Annotated in this window: 21 protein-coding genes; 18 read left to right on the top strand and 3 right to left on the bottom strand. The window is 65.8% G+C overall.

The annotated features are described in order from the left end of the window. Positions 1-16 precede the first annotated feature (16 nt). The 17 genes from rplN (at position 17) to rplQ (ending at position 9,890) form a co-directional block, all read left to right on the top strand. Positions 17-385 carry a 50S ribosomal protein L14 gene (gene rplN, locus V7672_RS13330; RefSeq protein ID WP_123285849.1) on the top strand — a complete coding sequence of 123 codons (369 nt, stop codon included), beginning with the start codon at positions 17-19 and terminating at the stop codon, positions 383-385. Positions 386-387: 2 nt separating this feature from the next. Beyond that, on the top strand, positions 388-696 hold the full coding sequence (gene rplX, locus V7672_RS13325; protein WP_123285848.1) for a 50S ribosomal protein L24: 309 nt from the start codon (positions 388-390) through the stop codon (positions 694-696). Further along, complete coding sequence (gene rplE, locus V7672_RS13320) at positions 696-1,253, top strand: 50S ribosomal protein L5 (RefSeq protein WP_335625070.1); 558 nt, start codon at positions 696-698, stop codon at positions 1,251-1,253. Before rplX ends, rplE begins: the two co-directional genes overlap by 1 nt. A 19-nt stretch (positions 1,254-1,272) precedes the next feature. Then, the gene (gene rpsN / locus V7672_RS13315) at positions 1,273-1,578 is read left to right on the top strand and encodes a 30S ribosomal protein S14 (RefSeq protein WP_123285846.1); all 306 of its coding nucleotides are present in this window, start codon (positions 1,273-1,275) and stop codon (positions 1,576-1,578) included. Between the two features lie 13 nt (positions 1,579-1,591). Continuing rightward, complete coding sequence (gene rpsH / locus V7672_RS13310) at positions 1,592-1,990, top strand: 30S ribosomal protein S8 (protein WP_123285845.1); 399 nt, start codon at positions 1,592-1,594, stop codon at positions 1,988-1,990. A 1-nt stretch (position 1,991) separates the two neighbouring features. Then, on the top strand, positions 1,992-2,525 hold the full coding sequence (gene rplF / locus V7672_RS13305; protein WP_335625069.1) for a 50S ribosomal protein L6: 534 nt from the start codon (positions 1,992-1,994) through the stop codon (positions 2,523-2,525). A 3-nt stretch (positions 2,526-2,528) separates the two neighbouring features. Next, on the top strand, positions 2,529-2,891 hold the full coding sequence (gene rplR / locus V7672_RS13300) for a 50S ribosomal protein L18 (protein ID WP_305489823.1): 363 nt from the start codon (positions 2,529-2,531) through the stop codon (positions 2,889-2,891). 11 nt (positions 2,892-2,902) lie between these two features. Beyond that, positions 2,903-3,511, top strand: coding sequence for a 30S ribosomal protein S5 (gene rpsE, locus V7672_RS13295; protein ID WP_335625068.1), 609 nt, complete (start codon positions 2,903-2,905; stop codon positions 3,509-3,511). Between the two features lie 2 nt (positions 3,512-3,513). After that, positions 3,514-3,708, top strand: a complete 195-nt coding sequence (rpmD, locus tag V7672_RS13290; RefSeq protein ID WP_305489826.1) for a 50S ribosomal protein L30 — start codon at positions 3,514-3,516, stop codon at positions 3,706-3,708. 171 nt (positions 3,709-3,879) lie between these two features. Next, on the top strand, positions 3,880-4,482 hold the full coding sequence (gene rplO / locus V7672_RS13285; RefSeq protein WP_123285840.1) for a 50S ribosomal protein L15: 603 nt from the start codon (positions 3,880-3,882) through the stop codon (positions 4,480-4,482). A 104-nt stretch (positions 4,483-4,586) separates the two neighbouring features. After that, positions 4,587-5,972 (top strand): preprotein translocase subunit SecY, encoded by a 1,386-nt coding sequence (secY, locus tag V7672_RS13280; RefSeq protein WP_335625067.1) that lies wholly within the window; start codon positions 4,587-4,589, stop codon positions 5,970-5,972. 17 nt (positions 5,973-5,989) lie between these two features. After that, entirely contained in the window at positions 5,990-6,556 is a 567-nt protein-coding gene (locus V7672_RS13275) for an adenylate kinase (protein ID WP_123285838.1), read from the top strand. Positions 6,557-6,664: 108 nt separating this feature from the next. Beyond that, entirely contained in the window at positions 6,665-7,348 is a 684-nt protein-coding gene (locus V7672_RS13270) for an energy transducer TonB (protein ID WP_335625066.1), read from the top strand. Positions 7,349-7,477: 129 nt separating this feature from the next. After that, on the top strand, positions 7,478-7,846 hold the full coding sequence (gene rpsM / locus V7672_RS13265) for a 30S ribosomal protein S13 (protein WP_335625065.1): 369 nt from the start codon (positions 7,478-7,480) through the stop codon (positions 7,844-7,846). Between the two features lie 9 nt (positions 7,847-7,855). Then, the gene (gene rpsK, locus V7672_RS13260) at positions 7,856-8,245 is read left to right on the top strand and encodes a 30S ribosomal protein S11 (RefSeq protein WP_305641558.1); all 390 of its coding nucleotides are present in this window, start codon (positions 7,856-7,858) and stop codon (positions 8,243-8,245) included. 86 nt (positions 8,246-8,331) lie between these two features. Continuing rightward, complete coding sequence (locus tag V7672_RS13255) at positions 8,332-9,351, top strand: DNA-directed RNA polymerase subunit alpha (RefSeq protein WP_322257331.1); 1,020 nt, start codon at positions 8,332-8,334, stop codon at positions 9,349-9,351. 119 nt (positions 9,352-9,470) lie between these two features. Then, a complete protein-coding gene (gene rplQ / locus V7672_RS13250) occupies positions 9,471-9,890 on the top strand; it encodes a 50S ribosomal protein L17 (RefSeq protein ID WP_335625064.1) in 420 nt (139 codons plus the stop codon). Between the two features lie 71 nt (positions 9,891-9,961). Here rplQ and V7672_RS13245 read toward each other — a convergent pair whose 3' ends face one another. The 3 genes from V7672_RS13245 to V7672_RS13235 are packed head-to-tail and all read right to left on the bottom strand — an operon-like array spanning position 9,962 to position 12,659. Then, the gene (locus V7672_RS13245) at positions 9,962-10,876 is read right to left on the bottom strand and encodes a hypothetical protein (protein ID WP_335625063.1); all 915 of its coding nucleotides are present in this window, start codon (positions 10,874-10,876) and stop codon (positions 9,962-9,964) included. Positions 10,877-10,879: 3 nt separating this feature from the next. Next, on the bottom strand, positions 10,880-11,761 hold the full coding sequence (locus tag V7672_RS13240) for a hypothetical protein (protein ID WP_335625062.1): 882 nt from the start codon (positions 11,759-11,761) through the stop codon (positions 10,880-10,882). After that, complete coding sequence (locus tag V7672_RS13235) at positions 11,745-12,659, bottom strand: ABC transporter ATP-binding protein (protein WP_335625061.1); 915 nt, start codon at positions 12,657-12,659, stop codon at positions 11,745-11,747. Before V7672_RS13235 ends, V7672_RS13240 begins: the two co-directional genes overlap by 17 nt. A gap of 154 nt (positions 12,660-12,813) precedes the next feature. Here V7672_RS13235 and V7672_RS13230 point away from each other — a divergent pair, with 154 nt between their 5' ends. Further along, positions 12,814-14,196 carry a trypsin-like peptidase domain-containing protein gene (locus tag V7672_RS13230; protein ID WP_335625060.1) on the top strand — a complete coding sequence of 461 codons (1,383 nt, stop codon included), beginning with the start codon at positions 12,814-12,816 and terminating at the stop codon, positions 14,194-14,196. Positions 14,197-14,199 lie beyond the last annotated feature (3 nt).

The raw sequence follows: 14,199 nt of genomic DNA, 5'->3' as shown, positions 1-14,199 counted from the left end.
AGAAGGATCGGATCCCATGATCCAGATGCAAACTAACCTGGAGGTGGCCGACAATTCGGGCGCTCGCCGGGTCATGTGCATCAAGGTGCTGGGCGGCGCGAAGCGTCGCTACGCCTCGGTTGGTGACACCATCGTCGCCTCGGTCAAGGAAGCGATTCCGCGCGGCCGGGTGAAGAAGGGTGACGTCGTGCGCGCCATCGTCGTCCGGACGGCCAAAGACATCCAGCGCAAGGATGGCTCGGTTATCCGCTTCGACAAGTCGGCTGCCGTGATCGTCAACAAGCAGAACGAGCCGGTCGGCACCCGCATCTTCGGCCCGGTTCCGCGCGAGCTGCGCGCCAAGAACCACATGAAGATCATCTCGCTGGCTCCGGAGGTCCTGTAACCATGGCCGCCAAGATCAAATCGGGCGACACCGTCGTCGTCCTGGCAGGCAAGGACAAGGGACGCACCGGCAAGGTGCTGAAGGTTCTGCCGACCGAAAACCGCGTCGTCGTGCAAGGCATCAACATGGTTCAGCGCCACACGCGCCCGACCCAGGCTGATCCGCAGGGCGGCATCAAGAACAAGGAAGCCTCGCTTCACCTGTCGAACGTCGCGATCGCTGACGCCAACGGCAAGGCGACCCGCGTGGGCTTCAAGGTGGAGAACGACCAGAAGGTTCGCTTCGCCAAGACGACGGGAGACGTCATCTGATGGCCGACACCAAATACACCCCGCGCCTGAAGGGCGAGTACAACGAGCGCATCAAGGGCGTGCTGGCCGAGAAGTTCGGCTACACCAACCCGATGCAGATGCCCCGCCTGGACAAGATCGTCCTGAACATGGGCATCGGTGAAGCTGTGGCCGACTCCAAGAAGGCCAACGCCGCGCTCAAGGACCTGACCGCGATCGCCGGCCAGAAGGCCGTGCCGACCAAGGCCCGTAACTCCATCGCCGGCTTCAAGTTGCGCGAAGGCATGGTCATCGGCGGCAAGGTCACGCTGCGCGGCGACCAGATGTACGAGTTCCTGGACCGGCTGATCACCATCGCGCTGCCGCGCGTGAAGGACTTCCGGGGCCTGAAGGGCACCTCGTTCGACGGTCGCGGCAACTATGCGATGGGCCTCAAGGAGCACATCGTGTTCCCGGAGATCAACTACGACCAGATCGACCAGATGTGGGGCATGGACATTATCGTCTGCACCACGGCCAAAACGGATGAAGAGGCCAAGGCTCTCCTCACCGAATTCAAATTCCCGTTCGTGAACTGAGCGGGAAAGGAAAAGCACAATGGCTAAGAAAAGCGCCGTAAACCGGAACGAGCACGTCAAGCAGCTTGTTGCGAAGTATGCCGCGAAGCGGGCCGCCCTCAAGGCGACCGCCAACGATGAATCGCTGCCCCTGGAGGAACGCTTCGAAGCGCGCCTCAAGCTGGCCGCTCTGCCGCGCAACTCCGCGCCCAGCCGTATCCGCAACCGCTGCGAGGTGACGGGCCGTCCGCGCGCCTATTATCGCAAGCTCAAGATGAGCCGTATCGCGCTGCGCGAACTGGGCAACAAGGGTCAGATCCCCGGCCTGACCAAGTCGAGCTGGTAAGGGGAAAAACGCCATGATGATCAACGATCCCCTGAGCGACATGATCGCTCGCATCAAGAACGCGGCGACCCGCAAGCGTTCCAAGGTGCTCACCCCGGCCTCGCGTCTGCGTCAGCGCGTCCTCGACGTGCTCAAGGACGAAGGCTACATCCGCGGCTATTCGCTGGTTCAGAACCCCGGCGAGTTCCCGCAGTTCGAGATTGAGCTGAAGTACTTCGACGGCCAGCCGGTCATCGCCGAGATCAGCCGCGTGTCCAAGCCGGGCCGCCGCGTTTACTCCGCGATCACCGACCTGAAGCCGATCAAGAACGGCCTCGGCATCTCGATCCTTTCGACTTCCAAGGGCGTCATGTCTGACACGGCTGCCCGCGACGCCAACGTCGGCGGCGAAGTCCTCTGCAGGGTCTACTAAGATGTCCCGTATCGGTAAAAGAACCATCGCCATCCCGAAGGGTGTGACCGTCAACATCGACGGCCAGACCATCGTGGTGAAGGGCCCCAAGGGCGAGCGCTCGTGGACCGTGGCCGAAGAGATCGAGGTCACCCAGGGTGACGACGGTCTGAGCCTGGCCCCGCGTGCGGACACCCAGCGTGCCCGCGCCATGTGGGGTCTGTCGCGGACCCTGGTCGACAACATGGTCATCGGGGTCACCGATGGCTTCGAGCGCACCCTGGAACTGGTCGGCGTCGGTTATCGCGCCGCCCTGAAGGGCCAGTCGCTGTCGCTGCAACTCGGCTTCTCGCACGAGATCGACATCGCTCCGCCGGCCGGCATCACCTTTGCCGTGCCCAAGCAGACCGAAGTGAAGATCTCGGGCAATGACAAGCAGGCCGTCGGTCAGATCGCCGCCGTCATCCGCAAGCTGCGTCCGCCGGAGCCCTACAAGGGCAAGGGTGTGCGCTATGCGGGCGAGAAGGTCCGGCGCAAGGAAGGCAAGAAGAAGTAAGTCATGGCCACTACGCTCAAACAGAATGCCAAGCGTCGCTCCGAGCGCACCCGTCGTCGCCTCAAGGCGGTCGCGAACGGTCGCATGCGCCTGTCGGTTCACCGGTCGGACAAGAACATCTCGGCCCAGATCATCGACGACGCCAACGGCGTCACCCTGGTTGCTGCCTCGTCGCTGGAAGGCGAAAAGGGCAAGAAGCAGAAGGGCTCCGACACCGCCGCTGCGGCGCGTATCGGCAAGCTGATCGCCGACCGCGCCAAGGAAAAAGGCGTCACCGACGTCGTTTTCGACCGGGGCGGCTACATCTATCACGGTCGGGTGAAGGCGCTGGCGGATGCCGCGCGTGAAGCCGGCCTGAACTTCTAAGGAACCGCAGCATGGCGCATCAACCCCAACGCGGCGGCGGCGGCAACGATCGCAATCGTCGTGACAACCGCAACGCTCCCCAGGCCGACGGTCCGGATTCGGACATCATCGAAAAGCTGGTTCACATCAACCGCGTCGCGGCCACTGTGAAGGGCGGCCGCCGGTTCTCGTTCGCGGCCCTGATGGTCGTCGGCGACGGCAAGGGCCGTGTCGGCTTCGGTCATGGCAAGGCGCGCGAAGTGCCGGAAGCCATCCGCAAGGCGACGGAAGAAGCCAAGAAGACGATGATCCGCGTTCCGCTTCGCGAGAACCGCACCCTGCACCACGACGGCAACGGCCGTTGGGGCGCCGGCAAGATCATGGTCCGCTCGGCGCCTCCCGGCACCGGCGTGATCGCGGGCGGTCCGATGCGGGCCGTTCTGGAAACCCTGGGCGTGCAGGACGTGGTCGGCAAGTCGACCGGTTCGTCCAACCCGTACAACATGATCCGTGCCACCTTTGAAGCGCTGAAGGTCCAGTCCTCGCCGCGCCAGATCGCGTCCAAGCGCGGCAAGAAGGTTGCGGATCTGATGGGACGTCGCAATGACGGTGCTTCGGCGCCGGAAGCCGTCGAGAGCTGATCATGGCCAAGAAAGACACCTCCACCGTCACCATCCGCCAGACCGGCAGCCCGATCCGTCGCAAGTCGGATCAGCGCGCCACCCTGATGGGTCTGGGTCTGAACCGCATGGGTCGTGAATCGACCCTGGAAGACACCCCGGCCGTCCGTGGCATGATCGCCAAGGTCGCGCACATGGTCGAAGTGGTCGAAAAGTAAGCGAATTCGCTACGCGAAGTGGCGAGTGGTGAGTGGCGTGTGACGAGTAGGCAGGGGGTCGGTTCATCCGATTTTGCTTGACTCGGCACTCATCACTCGCCACTCGCCACTTTCTTTTTTCAACGCCGAGTCTGGCCTTGCCAGGCGCTAGCACCCGAAAGGATCAGGCACATGAAACTGAACGAAATCCGTGACAACGAAGGCGCTCACAAGAAGCGCATGCGCGTCGGCCGGGGCCCCGGTTCCGGCAAGGGCAAGACCTCGGGCCGCGGCGTCAAGGGTCAGAAGTCGCGGACGGGCGTCAGCCTGCTGGGCTTCGAAGGCGGGCAGATGCCGCTGTACATGCGCATGCCCAAGCGCGGCTTCAACAACCCCGGCGCGCTGAAGCTGGCCGAGGTGAACCTGTGGCGTCTGCAGGACGCCGTGGATGCCAAGAAGCTGGACATCAAGAACGAAATCAACGGCGATGCCCTGGTGGCTGCCGGTGTGCTGCGTCGCACCAAGGACGGCGTGCGCGTGCTGGGCACCGGTGAGCTGAAGGCCAAGCTGAACCTGGTCGTCTGGTCGGCCTCGGCCGGCGCGGTCAAGGCCATCGAGGCCGCCGGCGGAACCGTCGTTCAGGAGCGGATCGCCGCTGAAGCCAAGGCCGCCGCGCGCATCGAGAAGCGCAATGCCGCCAAGGGCAAGGCTCCCCCCGCCAAGGCGCCGCGCGGCGACGCCAACAAGGTCTCGGCCCGGTCCCGCCGCCAGGCTGCGGACAAGGCTGAAAAATAAACCCGCCGGGGCGGTCTCGCTAAGAGGCCGCCCTTCGCCTATCTGGGAATGGGCACCCGGTCGCTTGCGGCCGGTCTTGGACTGAAACGTCGGGGTAAACCGCTATGGCTTCGGCCGCCGAACAACTTGCTGCCAATATGAACATCGGCTCGTTCGCGAAAGCGACCGAGCTGCACAAGCGTCTGCTCTTCACGCTGGGCGCCTTGCTGGTTTACCGGATCGGGACGTTCGTGCCGATCCCCGGGATCAATTCCGAGGCCTTCCTGCAGTTCTTCCAGAACCCGGACGGCCAGCGCGGCATCCTGGACATGTTCAACATGTTCTCCGGCGGCGCGGTCGAGCGCATGGCCGTGTTCGCCCTGAACGTCATGCCCTACATCTCGGCGTCGATCATCGTGCAGCTGATGGGCGCGGTCTATCCGCCCTGGGAGAAGCTGAAGAAGGAAGGTGGCGAGGCCGGCCGCAAGCAGCTGAACCAGTACACCCGCTATCTGACCGTCCTGCTGGCGCTGATGCAGTCGCTGGGGATCGCCGTGGGCCTCAACGCCCAGCCGAATCTGGTCGATGCGCCGGGTATCTTCTTCATCGTTTCGACTGTCGTGACCCTGACCGGCGGCACCATGTTCCTGATGTGGCTGGGTGAGCAGGTGACGGCGCGCGGCGTCGGCAACGGTATCTCGCTGATCATCTTCGCCGGTATTGTCGCGGTTCTGCCGTCCAGCGTCGCGCGACTGCTGGGTCTGGCCCAGCAAGGCCAGATGTCGGCCTTCCTGCTGCTGTTCCTGGGCGCGCTTGCGATCGCCACCGTGGTCTTCATCGTCTTCATGGAGCGGGCCCAGCGCCGGCTGCTGATCCAGTATCCGAAACGCCAGGAAGGCAACCGCATGGCCGGGGGGGAGCGCAGCTTCCTGCCGCTGAAGGTCAATGCCGCGGGCGTCATTCCGCCGATCTTCGCCTCGTCCCTGCTGCTGCTGCCGGCGACGGTGGCCCAGATGACGGCCAATGCGGACCTGCCGTCGTGGATGGGCTGGCTGCCGTTCGTGACCGCGCAGATGTCGCACGGACAGCCGCTGTTCATGGCGCTGTACGCCTTCCTGATCATCTTCTTCTGCTTCTTCTACACCTCGATCACCTTCAATCCCGAGGACACGGCCGAGAACCTGCGCAAATACGGCGGGTTCCTGCCGGGCATCCGTCCGGGCAAGCGCACGGCCGAGTATCTGGACTATGTGCTGACCCGCCTGACGGTGATCGGCGCGGCCTACATCACCGCCGTCTGCCTGCTGCCCGAATTCATGGCCAGCTCGATGGGCGGCCTGCTGTTCGGCGGCACCTCGATCCTGATCGTGGTCTCGGTGACCATGGATACGGTGGCGCAGATCCAGTCGCACCTGCTGGCGCACCAGTACGAGGGGCTGATCAAGAAGGCCAAGCTGCGCGGACGCGGCGGCGGCGGCCGGGGCGGCATGCCGGCGCCCGCACGGCGCTAGGCCGGAAAGGGAACGTCATGAACCTGATCCTGTTCGGGCCGCCTGCGGCCGGCAAAGGCACCCAGGCCAAGCGGCTGGTCGAGACGCGGGGCATGGTCCAGCTGTCGACCGGCGACATGCTGCGCGCCGCCATCGCCTCCGGCTCGGACCTCGGCCAGACGGTCAAGGGGATCATGGAACGTGGCGAACTGGTCACCGACGAGATCGTCGTGGCCCTGATCGAGGCGCGGCTGGATGAAGCCGAAGCCGCCGGCGGCGCCATCTTCGACGGCTTTCCCCGCACAGTGGCCCAGGCCCAGGCCCTGGATGCCATGCTGGCCCGCCGCGGTTCGACCATCGACCGGGTGGTCCGCCTGAAGGTCGATGACGAGGCGCTGAAGGCCCGCATCGCCCAGCGCTATGCCGAACAAGGCCGTCCGGACGACAACCCCGAGAGTTTCCGCGTGCGGCTGGAAGCCTATAACCGCCAGACGGCGCCGCTGCTTCCCTATTACGAGGGGCAGGGCAAGCTGGTCGAGATCGACGGCATGGCCTCGATCGACGCCGTTGCCGGGGCGATCGATACGGTTCTCGCCGACGCCTGATCGCAACAGGCGACCGAAGCCGGTTTCGGGCGTTAAGCTGGGCCGATGGGCCTGTCCTTTTCCTCTTTGTCTGCGCGACAACGCCGGGCGTCCCGCTGGAGCGGTGCCATGGCGGTGGCGCTGGCCGTTCACGGCCTGATCCTGCTGGCGGTCAGTCGCTCGACGCCGTCCCCGCCCGAGGCGCCGCTGAAGACGATTGACGTCTTCCTCTATGCGCCCGAGCCGCCCCCTCCGCCGCCGCCACCCCCGGCCGAGCCGGCTGTGGAGACCGGGGGAGGGGCTCCGGCCAGCCCCTCGGTCGTCCATCAACCGCCCGAGCCCCCGCCGGAGATCGAGCGCGAGCTTCTCGCTCCGCCCGAACCCGCACCGGAGCCCGCGCCCCAGGTCGGCATTGCGCCGCTGCCGACGCCCACGCCGGGTCAGGGACTGGGCGGGCAGGGGACGGGCACGGGTACCGGTACAGGCGAAGGCTCCGGTCCCGGTGCCGGCACGCGCACCGGCCCGCGGAACCTGCGCGAGCCCCGCCTCGATGCGCTGCGGCCCTATCATCCGCGCGAAGCCTTGCGTCGGGGCGTGTCCGGCACCGCCGTCGTCAGCTGCCGGATCCGTCAGGACACGATGCTGGATCAATGCCGGGTCCTGAGCGAGACGCCCGCCGGGCAGGGATTTGGCGCGGCCGGCATCGCCGCAGCGGTTGCCGAATACCGGTTCCGCCCGGCCATGGTCGACGGGCGCCCTGACTTTGATCTGCGGGCTGTGATAACCATCCGCTTCGGGCGCAATGCACCCTGAAGCGCGCCACAACCGTTGACGGCGCGTGAATCCCCTGTATAAGGCGCGCTTCCGCGAAGGACGCGACACGCTCCTGGTCTGTTGACCGGAGCGGTTTCTGCGTCTGGAAACGCGTTATTGGAGATATTCGTGGCCCGTATCGCTGGCGTCAACATTCCGACCAACAAGCGCGTTGTCATCGCGCTTCAGTACATCCATGGCATCGGCCCCGCCGCCGCCAAGGACATCACCGAAAAGGTGGGCATCGAAGCCGCGCGCCGGGTCAATGACCTGACGGACGCCGAGGTCCTGCAGATCCGCGAGACGATCGACGCCGACCATACGGTCGAGGGCGACCTGCGCCGCGAGACGTCGATGAACATCAAGCGTCTGATGGACCTGGCCTGCTATCGCGGCCTGCGTCACCGCAAGGGCCTGCCGGTCCGCGGTCAGCGCACCCACACCAACGCCCGCACCCGCAAGGGTCCCGCCAAGCCGATCGCCGGCAAGAAGAAGTAAGACAGACACATGGCCAAGGAACCGGGTCGCGTAAAGAAGCGCGAGCGCAAGAACATCACCTCGGGCGTCGCCCACGTGAACGCGTCGTTCAACAACACCATGATCACCATCACCGACGCCCAGGGAAACGCGATTTCCTGGTCCTCGGCCGGTCACATGGGGTTCAAGGGCTCGCGTAAGTCGACCCCTTATGCGGCCCAGATGGCCGCCGAGGACGCAGCCAAGAAGGCCAGCGAGCACGGCGTCAAGACGCTGGAAGTGAACGTCTCGGGCCCCGGTTCCGGTCGGGAATCGGCCCTGCGTGCCCTGCAGGCCGCCGGCATGACCATCACCACCATCCGTGACGTCACGCCGATGCCGCACAACGGTTGCCGTCCGCCCAAGCGCCGCCGCGTCTAAGGCCCGCTGAAGCACTCTTTTCCCGTTGGTCGGGCTGTCCGCAATCGCGGACTTTCCAGATCGACGAAACCCGTTCGAGGGACCCTATGATCGAAAGAAACTGGCAAGAGCTGATCCGTCCCGAGAAACCGCAAATCGAGACCGGCACCGACCCGCTGCGCAAGGCGCGCCTGGTGGCCGAGCCTCTCGAGCGCGGTTTCGGCGTGACGCTCGGCAATGCCCTTCGCCGCGTGCTGCTGTCGTCGCTGCAAGGCGCCGCGGTCACCGCGATCCAGATTGATGGTGTGGTTCACGAGTTCTCGTCGCTGGAAGGCGTGCGCGAGGACGTGGTCGACATCGTGCTGAACATCAAGCAACTGGCCCTGCGCATGCACTCGGAAGGTCCGAAGCGCATGATGCTGAAGGCGACCGGTCCGGGCCCCGTGACCGCCGGCCAGATCGAGGTTCCGCACGACATCGAAGTGCTGAACCCCGACCACGTGCTGTGCACGCTGGACGACGGCGCCTCGGTGCGCATGGAACTGACCGTCCAGAACGGCAAGGGCTATGTCGCGTCGGAAGCCAACCGTCCGGAAGACGCGCCGATCGGCCTGATCGCCGTCGACGCCCTGTATTCGCCGGTCAAGCGCGTCGCCTACCGGGTCGAGCCGACCCGTCAGGGCCAGTCGCTGGACTATGACAAGCTTGTTCTGGAAGTGGAGACCAATGGTGCGGTCTCGCCGGTGGACGCCGTGGCCTTCGCCTCGCGCATCCTCCAGGACCAGCTGCAGATCTTCATCACCTTCGACGAGCCCAAGGCCGTGGTCGAGCAGTCGGACGGCAAGCCCGAACTGCCGTTCAACCCGGCCCTGCTGAAGAAGGTCGACGAACTGGAACTGTCGGTCCGCTCGGCCAACTGCCTGAAGAACGACAACATCGTCTACATCGGCGACCTGATCCAGAAGACCGAGGGCGAAATGCTTCGCACCCCGAACTTCGGCCGCAAGTCGCTGAACGAGATCAAGGAAGTGCTGGCGACCATGGGCCTCAGCCTGGGCATGGATGTGCCCAACTGGCCGCCGGAAAACATCGAAGACCTGGCCAAGAAGTTCGACGACCAGATCTAGGCATCAACCGTCCGCTCGGCCTCTGGATGGGGGCCTGTCGCGGATAGAATGAGAACAGGCGAAGGTCCCCCAATCTCCATTCGGAGGGGGAAACCGGGCCTGGAGTAGGAGAGACCCCGATGCGCCACGGCGCCGCCTATCGCAAGCTCGGTCGCACGACCAGTCATCGCCAGGCCATGTTCGCCAACATGGCGGCCTCGCTGATCAAGCACGAGCAGATCACGACGACCCTGCCCAAGGCCAAGGAGCTTCGCCCCTTCGTCGAGAAGCTGGTGACTCTGGCCAAGAAGGGCGACCTGCACGCCCGTCGTCAGGCCATCAGCCAGGTGCGTGACGTGCCCCAGGTCGGCAAGCTGTTCGAGACCATCGGACCGCGCTATGCCGACCGGAATGGCGGCTACATCCGCATCATGAAGGCCGGCTTCCGCCACGGTGACAATGCCGCCATGGCCGTCATCGAGTTCGTCGACCGCGACACGGCGGCCAAGGGTCTCGACTCCGGCCCGGTGTTCACCAACGACGACGACGCCGAAGACTAGATCCCGGCGCAGGTCGGACAGATTTGAGGGGCGGTGGAGCGATCCACCGCCCTTTTCTGTTCGGGGGCGGGCTAGTCCGCGGGGGTGTCGCCTGTGGCTTCGGTCTGACGGCGGTCGCGGTACATCATCGAGGCGACCGCGCTGGTCTGGGCTCCGGGACGGCGCTGGTTCATTTTCGAACCATAGAGCGCGTCGAGATAGTCCTGGTCCCAGTCGGTCAGGCCAAAGGCAATGGTCGGGTTGTCGAACACATTGAGGATGGTGGGAAAGGCCGAGAGGTCTGCATCAGGATCGGCCTGGAAAAGGGCGACCATGGCCACGTAGTCGACCAACTGCGGGAAGGTCACGCCCGACAACTGGTTCAGGTCAATGATCACATACACCCGACGGAGGTCGTTGCGGATCGGCGTGGTGATGCGGCTGCCCAACGTCCTGACTGTGGGCGGCAGATAGCCGGGAAGCCGGACCGCGATGTCGCCCGTCTCCGAGTCCACCGGCATGCTGATATGCCACCAGCGCACCGGGGCGTCCGACGTGATGAAACGCCTCAGATCATCACGCGAGCGCGACGCTCCCCAATAGTTTGGACGGAACGCGCCGAGATTTTGCTCGACCAGGGCTGCCGTGAGCGTGGACGCCTCATTGGAGGCAATGATCACCACATTGGCACTACAGCCCGGCTCGCCCACCGGTATACCCAGCCCAAGCGCGACCTCGGACACGCGGTCGGCCATGTCCTGGGCGGCGTCGCGCTGCAGGTTGACCACGCCCACGCAAACGCCCGGACGGTCGCTCCAACGGGCCGGGCCGTGGCCGCGCGGCGGCGCTACCACGGTGTCGGAAAAGGCCTCGACCTGCTCGCGCAAGGACGTGCCGAGGACAACGATGTCCTGGACCGTCGTGTCCGGCGGCTCCTGCGCCCGGGCGAGGCCTGGTGCCGCCAGGGCCAGGGCGAAGAGTGAGGCAGCCGCTAACCCTGACCTCATGGCCTATTCCTTCGACAGATCCTGGCGGTTGAACCAGGCGATGGCACCCGCAGCGGGCAGAAGTGTCCAGAGGGCGACGCTGATCCAGGCCCGGACGGTTACATGGTCGGGCACACCGGCGGCAGCATCACCGCCGCGCACGAGATCCTTGATCGAGTCGAGCGCGCCGCCGGGATCGATCAGGATCGACAGCCAGCTGTCGGGCATGAATCCCATGGGCGGCAGCACCTGCATCGGCAGGAAGAACTGGGCGATGGCCAGCACCAGCGGCACAAACAGGGCCACCAGCAGCGAGCGGGTCATGACCGCAGCCAGCAGGCCGATCATGGTGAACTGCAGGATCCGCAGCAGCGACAGCCCGGCCAGCAGGAAGAACTGGCCCACATCCCCGGCGTCCATGGTGAAGGTGAGGCCGCGGTCGAACACGGCGGCCTGGATCAGGTCGCTGAAGGTGCCCGAGATCAGCATGACCAGCATGGCGACCAGAGACAGGCCCGTGACCACGGCCAGCTTGCCGAGCAGCAGGTTCGGCCGCGTGTTGCGCGCACTGATCAGCCGCCAGGTCTCCCAGCGGTAATCGCCGGCATAGACGGTCGCCGCCCCGATCAGGATGAACAACAGCACCAGCGCATTGGACAGGTTGCCGGCGTTGGCGACCATGGCCTGGCCCATATCCAGCGGGGTCGAGGCCAGCATCTGGGTCAGCTCGGGCGGGGCCTCGGGGTCGGCCGCCAGCTTGGTGGCATTGGCGTCGATGACGAAGCTGCTGATGGCCCCCATGACGAGCAGCAGGATGGGCGCGAAGAACACGCTCCAGAACCAGGTGGTGCGGCTTTTGGAGAGGCGGAAGGCTTCCGCGCGGATGGCATCAGCCCACATGGTCATGCTCCGGCGTCTGGATGGAACCCGTCTCGGTGAAGAAGACGCTCTCGAGGTCGGTGCCGACCCAGCGCGCCTCGTCGATGTCGATGCCCTGTTCAACGAGGGCGCGGATCAGGGCCGGGCCCTCGGCACGGGGCACATTGGCCAGAATGGCCGTCCCGTCAGCCGTGCCGCGATCCCCCAGCAGGGCGGCCGCCTTGTCCAGCGGAGAGACCGACAGCCGCAGGCGCTCGCCCGTGGTGGTCAGCTCGGACACCGTGCCCTCGCGGACCAGCTTGCCCTTGTTCATGATGGCCACGCGGTCGCAGACGCGCTGGACCTCCAGCAACTGGTGGCTGGCCAGCACGACGGTCAGGCCGTCGTCATGCGCCAGGCTGCGGATCAGGGCGCGCATTTCCTGAATGCCGGGCGGATCCATGCCGCTGGTCGGTTCATCCAGAATGATCAGCTCAGGCTCGGTGATCAGGGCAGCGGCGACGCCAAGGCGCTGCAGCATGCCGACCGAAAAGCCCCGGACCCGGCGGTCGGCGGCCTCGGTCAGGCCGACCCGTTCCAGCCAGCGGTCCGTGCGCGTGGTATCGGACTTCAGCCCGTGCGCCAGCGACAGCCATGTCAGCACCTGACGGGCGCTCATATAGGGGGGATAGCGCGGGGTCTCGATCATAGAGCCCATGCGCCGCATGGCCTTGGGATCGCGGACCGCGCCGCCCATGACGGTGGCGTCGCCCTCGGTCGGGGCGATGAGGCCCAACAGGATGCGGAACAGGGTGGACTTGCCGGCCCCGTTCGGCCCCAGCACGCCATAGACGCCGCCCTTGGGGATGGTCAGGCTGAGACCGTCCAAGGCTTTGACCGTGCCATAGGTCTTGGTGAGATTGCGGGTTTCGATGACTGCGCTCATGGCGGGAGGGTGGACCGGGCGGGCGCCCGACCGCAAGCCGTAAACCGACGGTTGCAGATTAAGGATTCTCCATGGTTCGGGGCCGCCTTGATGCCGTCCCATTGCGGCGGTGCAATATCGGCTCAACCCGTCTGACGTTTTCAGTGGATTGCCGATGAAGTTCCCGTCCCTTGCCGTCGCCGCTCTGACCCTCGCCCTGACCGCCTGTGGTGCGCCCGATGACACCAGGGCCCAGGACAGTGTGTTCGAGCCTGCGGCCGAGCGGGCGGTCCCGCGCGATGCGGCCGAGGTCAAGGCCAGCTTTGCCCCCGTGGTCCGTGCTGCGGCCCCGGCCGTCGTCAACATCTCGGCGCGCGGGGTACAGACCTATCGCGACCCCTATTGGGGCCAGTTCCGACAGCAACCGACCGGCTCGGTCGGCTCGGGGGTCATCGTGCGGGCCGATGGGATCGTGGTCACCAACAACCACGTCATCCAGGGCATGGACGAGATCCTCGTCGGGCTGAACGACCGTCGCCAGTTCACGGCGAAGGTGCTGCTGGCCGATGAACGATCGGACATCGCCGTGCTGCAGCTTGAGGGCGTCGAGGAGCCGCTGCCGGTCCTGCGCATCGATGCCGGCGAGGACCAGCAGATCGGCGATCTGGTGCTGGCCATCGGCAATCCCTTCGGTGTCGGCCAGACCGTGACCAACGGCATCATCTCGGCGCTGAACCGCACCGAGACCGGCATTTCCGACTCCGGCTCCTTCATCCAGACCGATGCGGCAATCAATCCGGGCAATTCCGGCGGGGCCCTGGTCGACATGGACGGCGACCTGATCGGCATCAATACGGCGATCTTCTCGCGCTCGGGGTCATCCTCGGGCGTCGGCTTTGCGGTGCCGGCGACCATGGTCCAGCGCGTGGTCGATGCGGCCCTGGACGGCGAGACCAGTGTCGTCCGGCCCTGGCTGGGCGTGAAGGGTGAGCCGCTGACGGCAGAAGAGGCCACCCGCATGGGGCTGGACCGCCCGCGCGGGCTGAAGGTCACCGATCTGTTCGCCAATGGCCCGGCCGCGCGCGCCGGGATTCGTCAAGGCGATGTGATCCTTGCGGTCGGCAGCAATGAGATCAACGATCAGGGTGGGCTGAATTTCCGCGTCGGCACCCGGGCACCGGGCGATACGGTGGCGGTGACCGTGCTGCGCGACGGGCGCGAGCAGCGCCTGAACGCCCGCGTCCAGCCCCTGCCGGGGGAGGTCAATCTCGAGGCCGCCGTGGTCATCCGCGAAGGCGCCATGGCCGGTGCCCAGGTGCTGGCCCTGAACCCCGCCATCGCCGACCGCCTGCTGGGCGACCCCTTTGCCCAGGGGGTGATCGTCGGCGGACTGGCGCGGAATTCCGTGGCCGCCCGTCAGGGCTTCCGGCGCGGGGACATCATTGTGTCGGTCAATGGACAGGCGGTCGATGCGGCCCAGGACCTGGCGCAACTGCGTCGGGGCGCGCAGGTCGTCATCCAGCGCGGCGGTCAGAGTCTGAACGGCACCATGCGTTGACCG

It is taken from the genome of Brevundimonas sp. (assembly GCF_036963785.1).
In the GTDB taxonomy this organism is placed as follows: Bacteria; Pseudomonadota; Alphaproteobacteria; order Caulobacterales; family Caulobacteraceae; genus Brevundimonas.
The sequence above is the reverse complement of the archived record's forward strand: the minus strand, read 5'-3'. Positions and strand labels throughout refer to the sequence as shown.

Excerpts from the sequence above, each read along its gene's own strand:
- rplN (WP_123285849.1), top strand. The coding sequence starts at position 17 with ATGATCCAGATGCAAACTAACCTGGAGGTGGCCGACAATTCGGGCGCT.
- rplF (WP_335625069.1), top strand. The coding sequence starts at position 1,992 with ATGTCCCGTATCGGTAAAAGAACCATCGCCATCCCGAAGGGTGTGACC.
- rplR (WP_305489823.1), top strand. The coding sequence starts at position 2,529 with ATGGCCACTACGCTCAAACAGAATGCCAAGCGTCGCTCCGAGCGCACC.
- secY (WP_335625067.1), top strand. The coding sequence starts at position 4,587 with ATGGCTTCGGCCGCCGAACAACTTGCTGCCAATATGAACATCGGCTCG.
- V7672_RS13270 (WP_335625066.1), top strand. The coding sequence starts at position 6,665 with ATGGCGGTGGCGCTGGCCGTTCACGGCCTGATCCTGCTGGCGGTCAGT.
- rplQ (WP_335625064.1), top strand. The coding sequence starts at position 9,471 with ATGCGCCACGGCGCCGCCTATCGCAAGCTCGGTCGCACGACCAGTCAT.
- rplX (WP_123285848.1), top strand. The coding sequence starts at position 388 with ATGGCCGCCAAGATCAAATCGGGCGACACCGTCGTCGTCCTGGCAGGC.
- V7672_RS13230 (WP_335625060.1), top strand. The coding sequence starts at position 12,814 with ATGAAGTTCCCGTCCCTTGCCGTCGCCGCTCTGACCCTCGCCCTGACC.
- rplE (WP_335625070.1), top strand. The coding sequence starts at position 696 with ATGGCCGACACCAAATACACCCCGCGCCTGAAGGGCGAGTACAACGAG.
- rpsE (WP_335625068.1), top strand. The coding sequence starts at position 2,903 with ATGGCGCATCAACCCCAACGCGGCGGCGGCGGCAACGATCGCAATCGT.
- V7672_RS13255 (WP_322257331.1), top strand. The coding sequence starts at position 8,332 with ATGATCGAAAGAAACTGGCAAGAGCTGATCCGTCCCGAGAAACCGCAA.
- V7672_RS13245 (WP_335625063.1), bottom strand. The coding sequence starts at position 10,876 with ATGAGGTCAGGGTTAGCGGCTGCCTCACTCTTCGCCCTGGCCCTGGCG.
- rpsK (WP_305641558.1), top strand. The coding sequence starts at position 7,856 with ATGGCCAAGGAACCGGGTCGCGTAAAGAAGCGCGAGCGCAAGAACATC.
- V7672_RS13275 (WP_123285838.1), top strand. The coding sequence starts at position 5,990 with ATGAACCTGATCCTGTTCGGGCCGCCTGCGGCCGGCAAAGGCACCCAG.
- V7672_RS13240 (WP_335625062.1), bottom strand. The coding sequence starts at position 11,761 with ATGACCATGTGGGCTGATGCCATCCGCGCGGAAGCCTTCCGCCTCTCC.
- rpmD (WP_305489826.1), top strand. The coding sequence starts at position 3,514 with ATGGCCAAGAAAGACACCTCCACCGTCACCATCCGCCAGACCGGCAGC.
- rpsH (WP_123285845.1), top strand. The coding sequence starts at position 1,592 with ATGATGATCAACGATCCCCTGAGCGACATGATCGCTCGCATCAAGAAC.
- rpsN (WP_123285846.1), top strand. The coding sequence starts at position 1,273 with ATGGCTAAGAAAAGCGCCGTAAACCGGAACGAGCACGTCAAGCAGCTT.
- rplO (WP_123285840.1), top strand. The coding sequence starts at position 3,880 with ATGAAACTGAACGAAATCCGTGACAACGAAGGCGCTCACAAGAAGCGC.
- V7672_RS13235 (WP_335625061.1), bottom strand. The coding sequence starts at position 12,659 with ATGAGCGCAGTCATCGAAACCCGCAATCTCACCAAGACCTATGGCACG.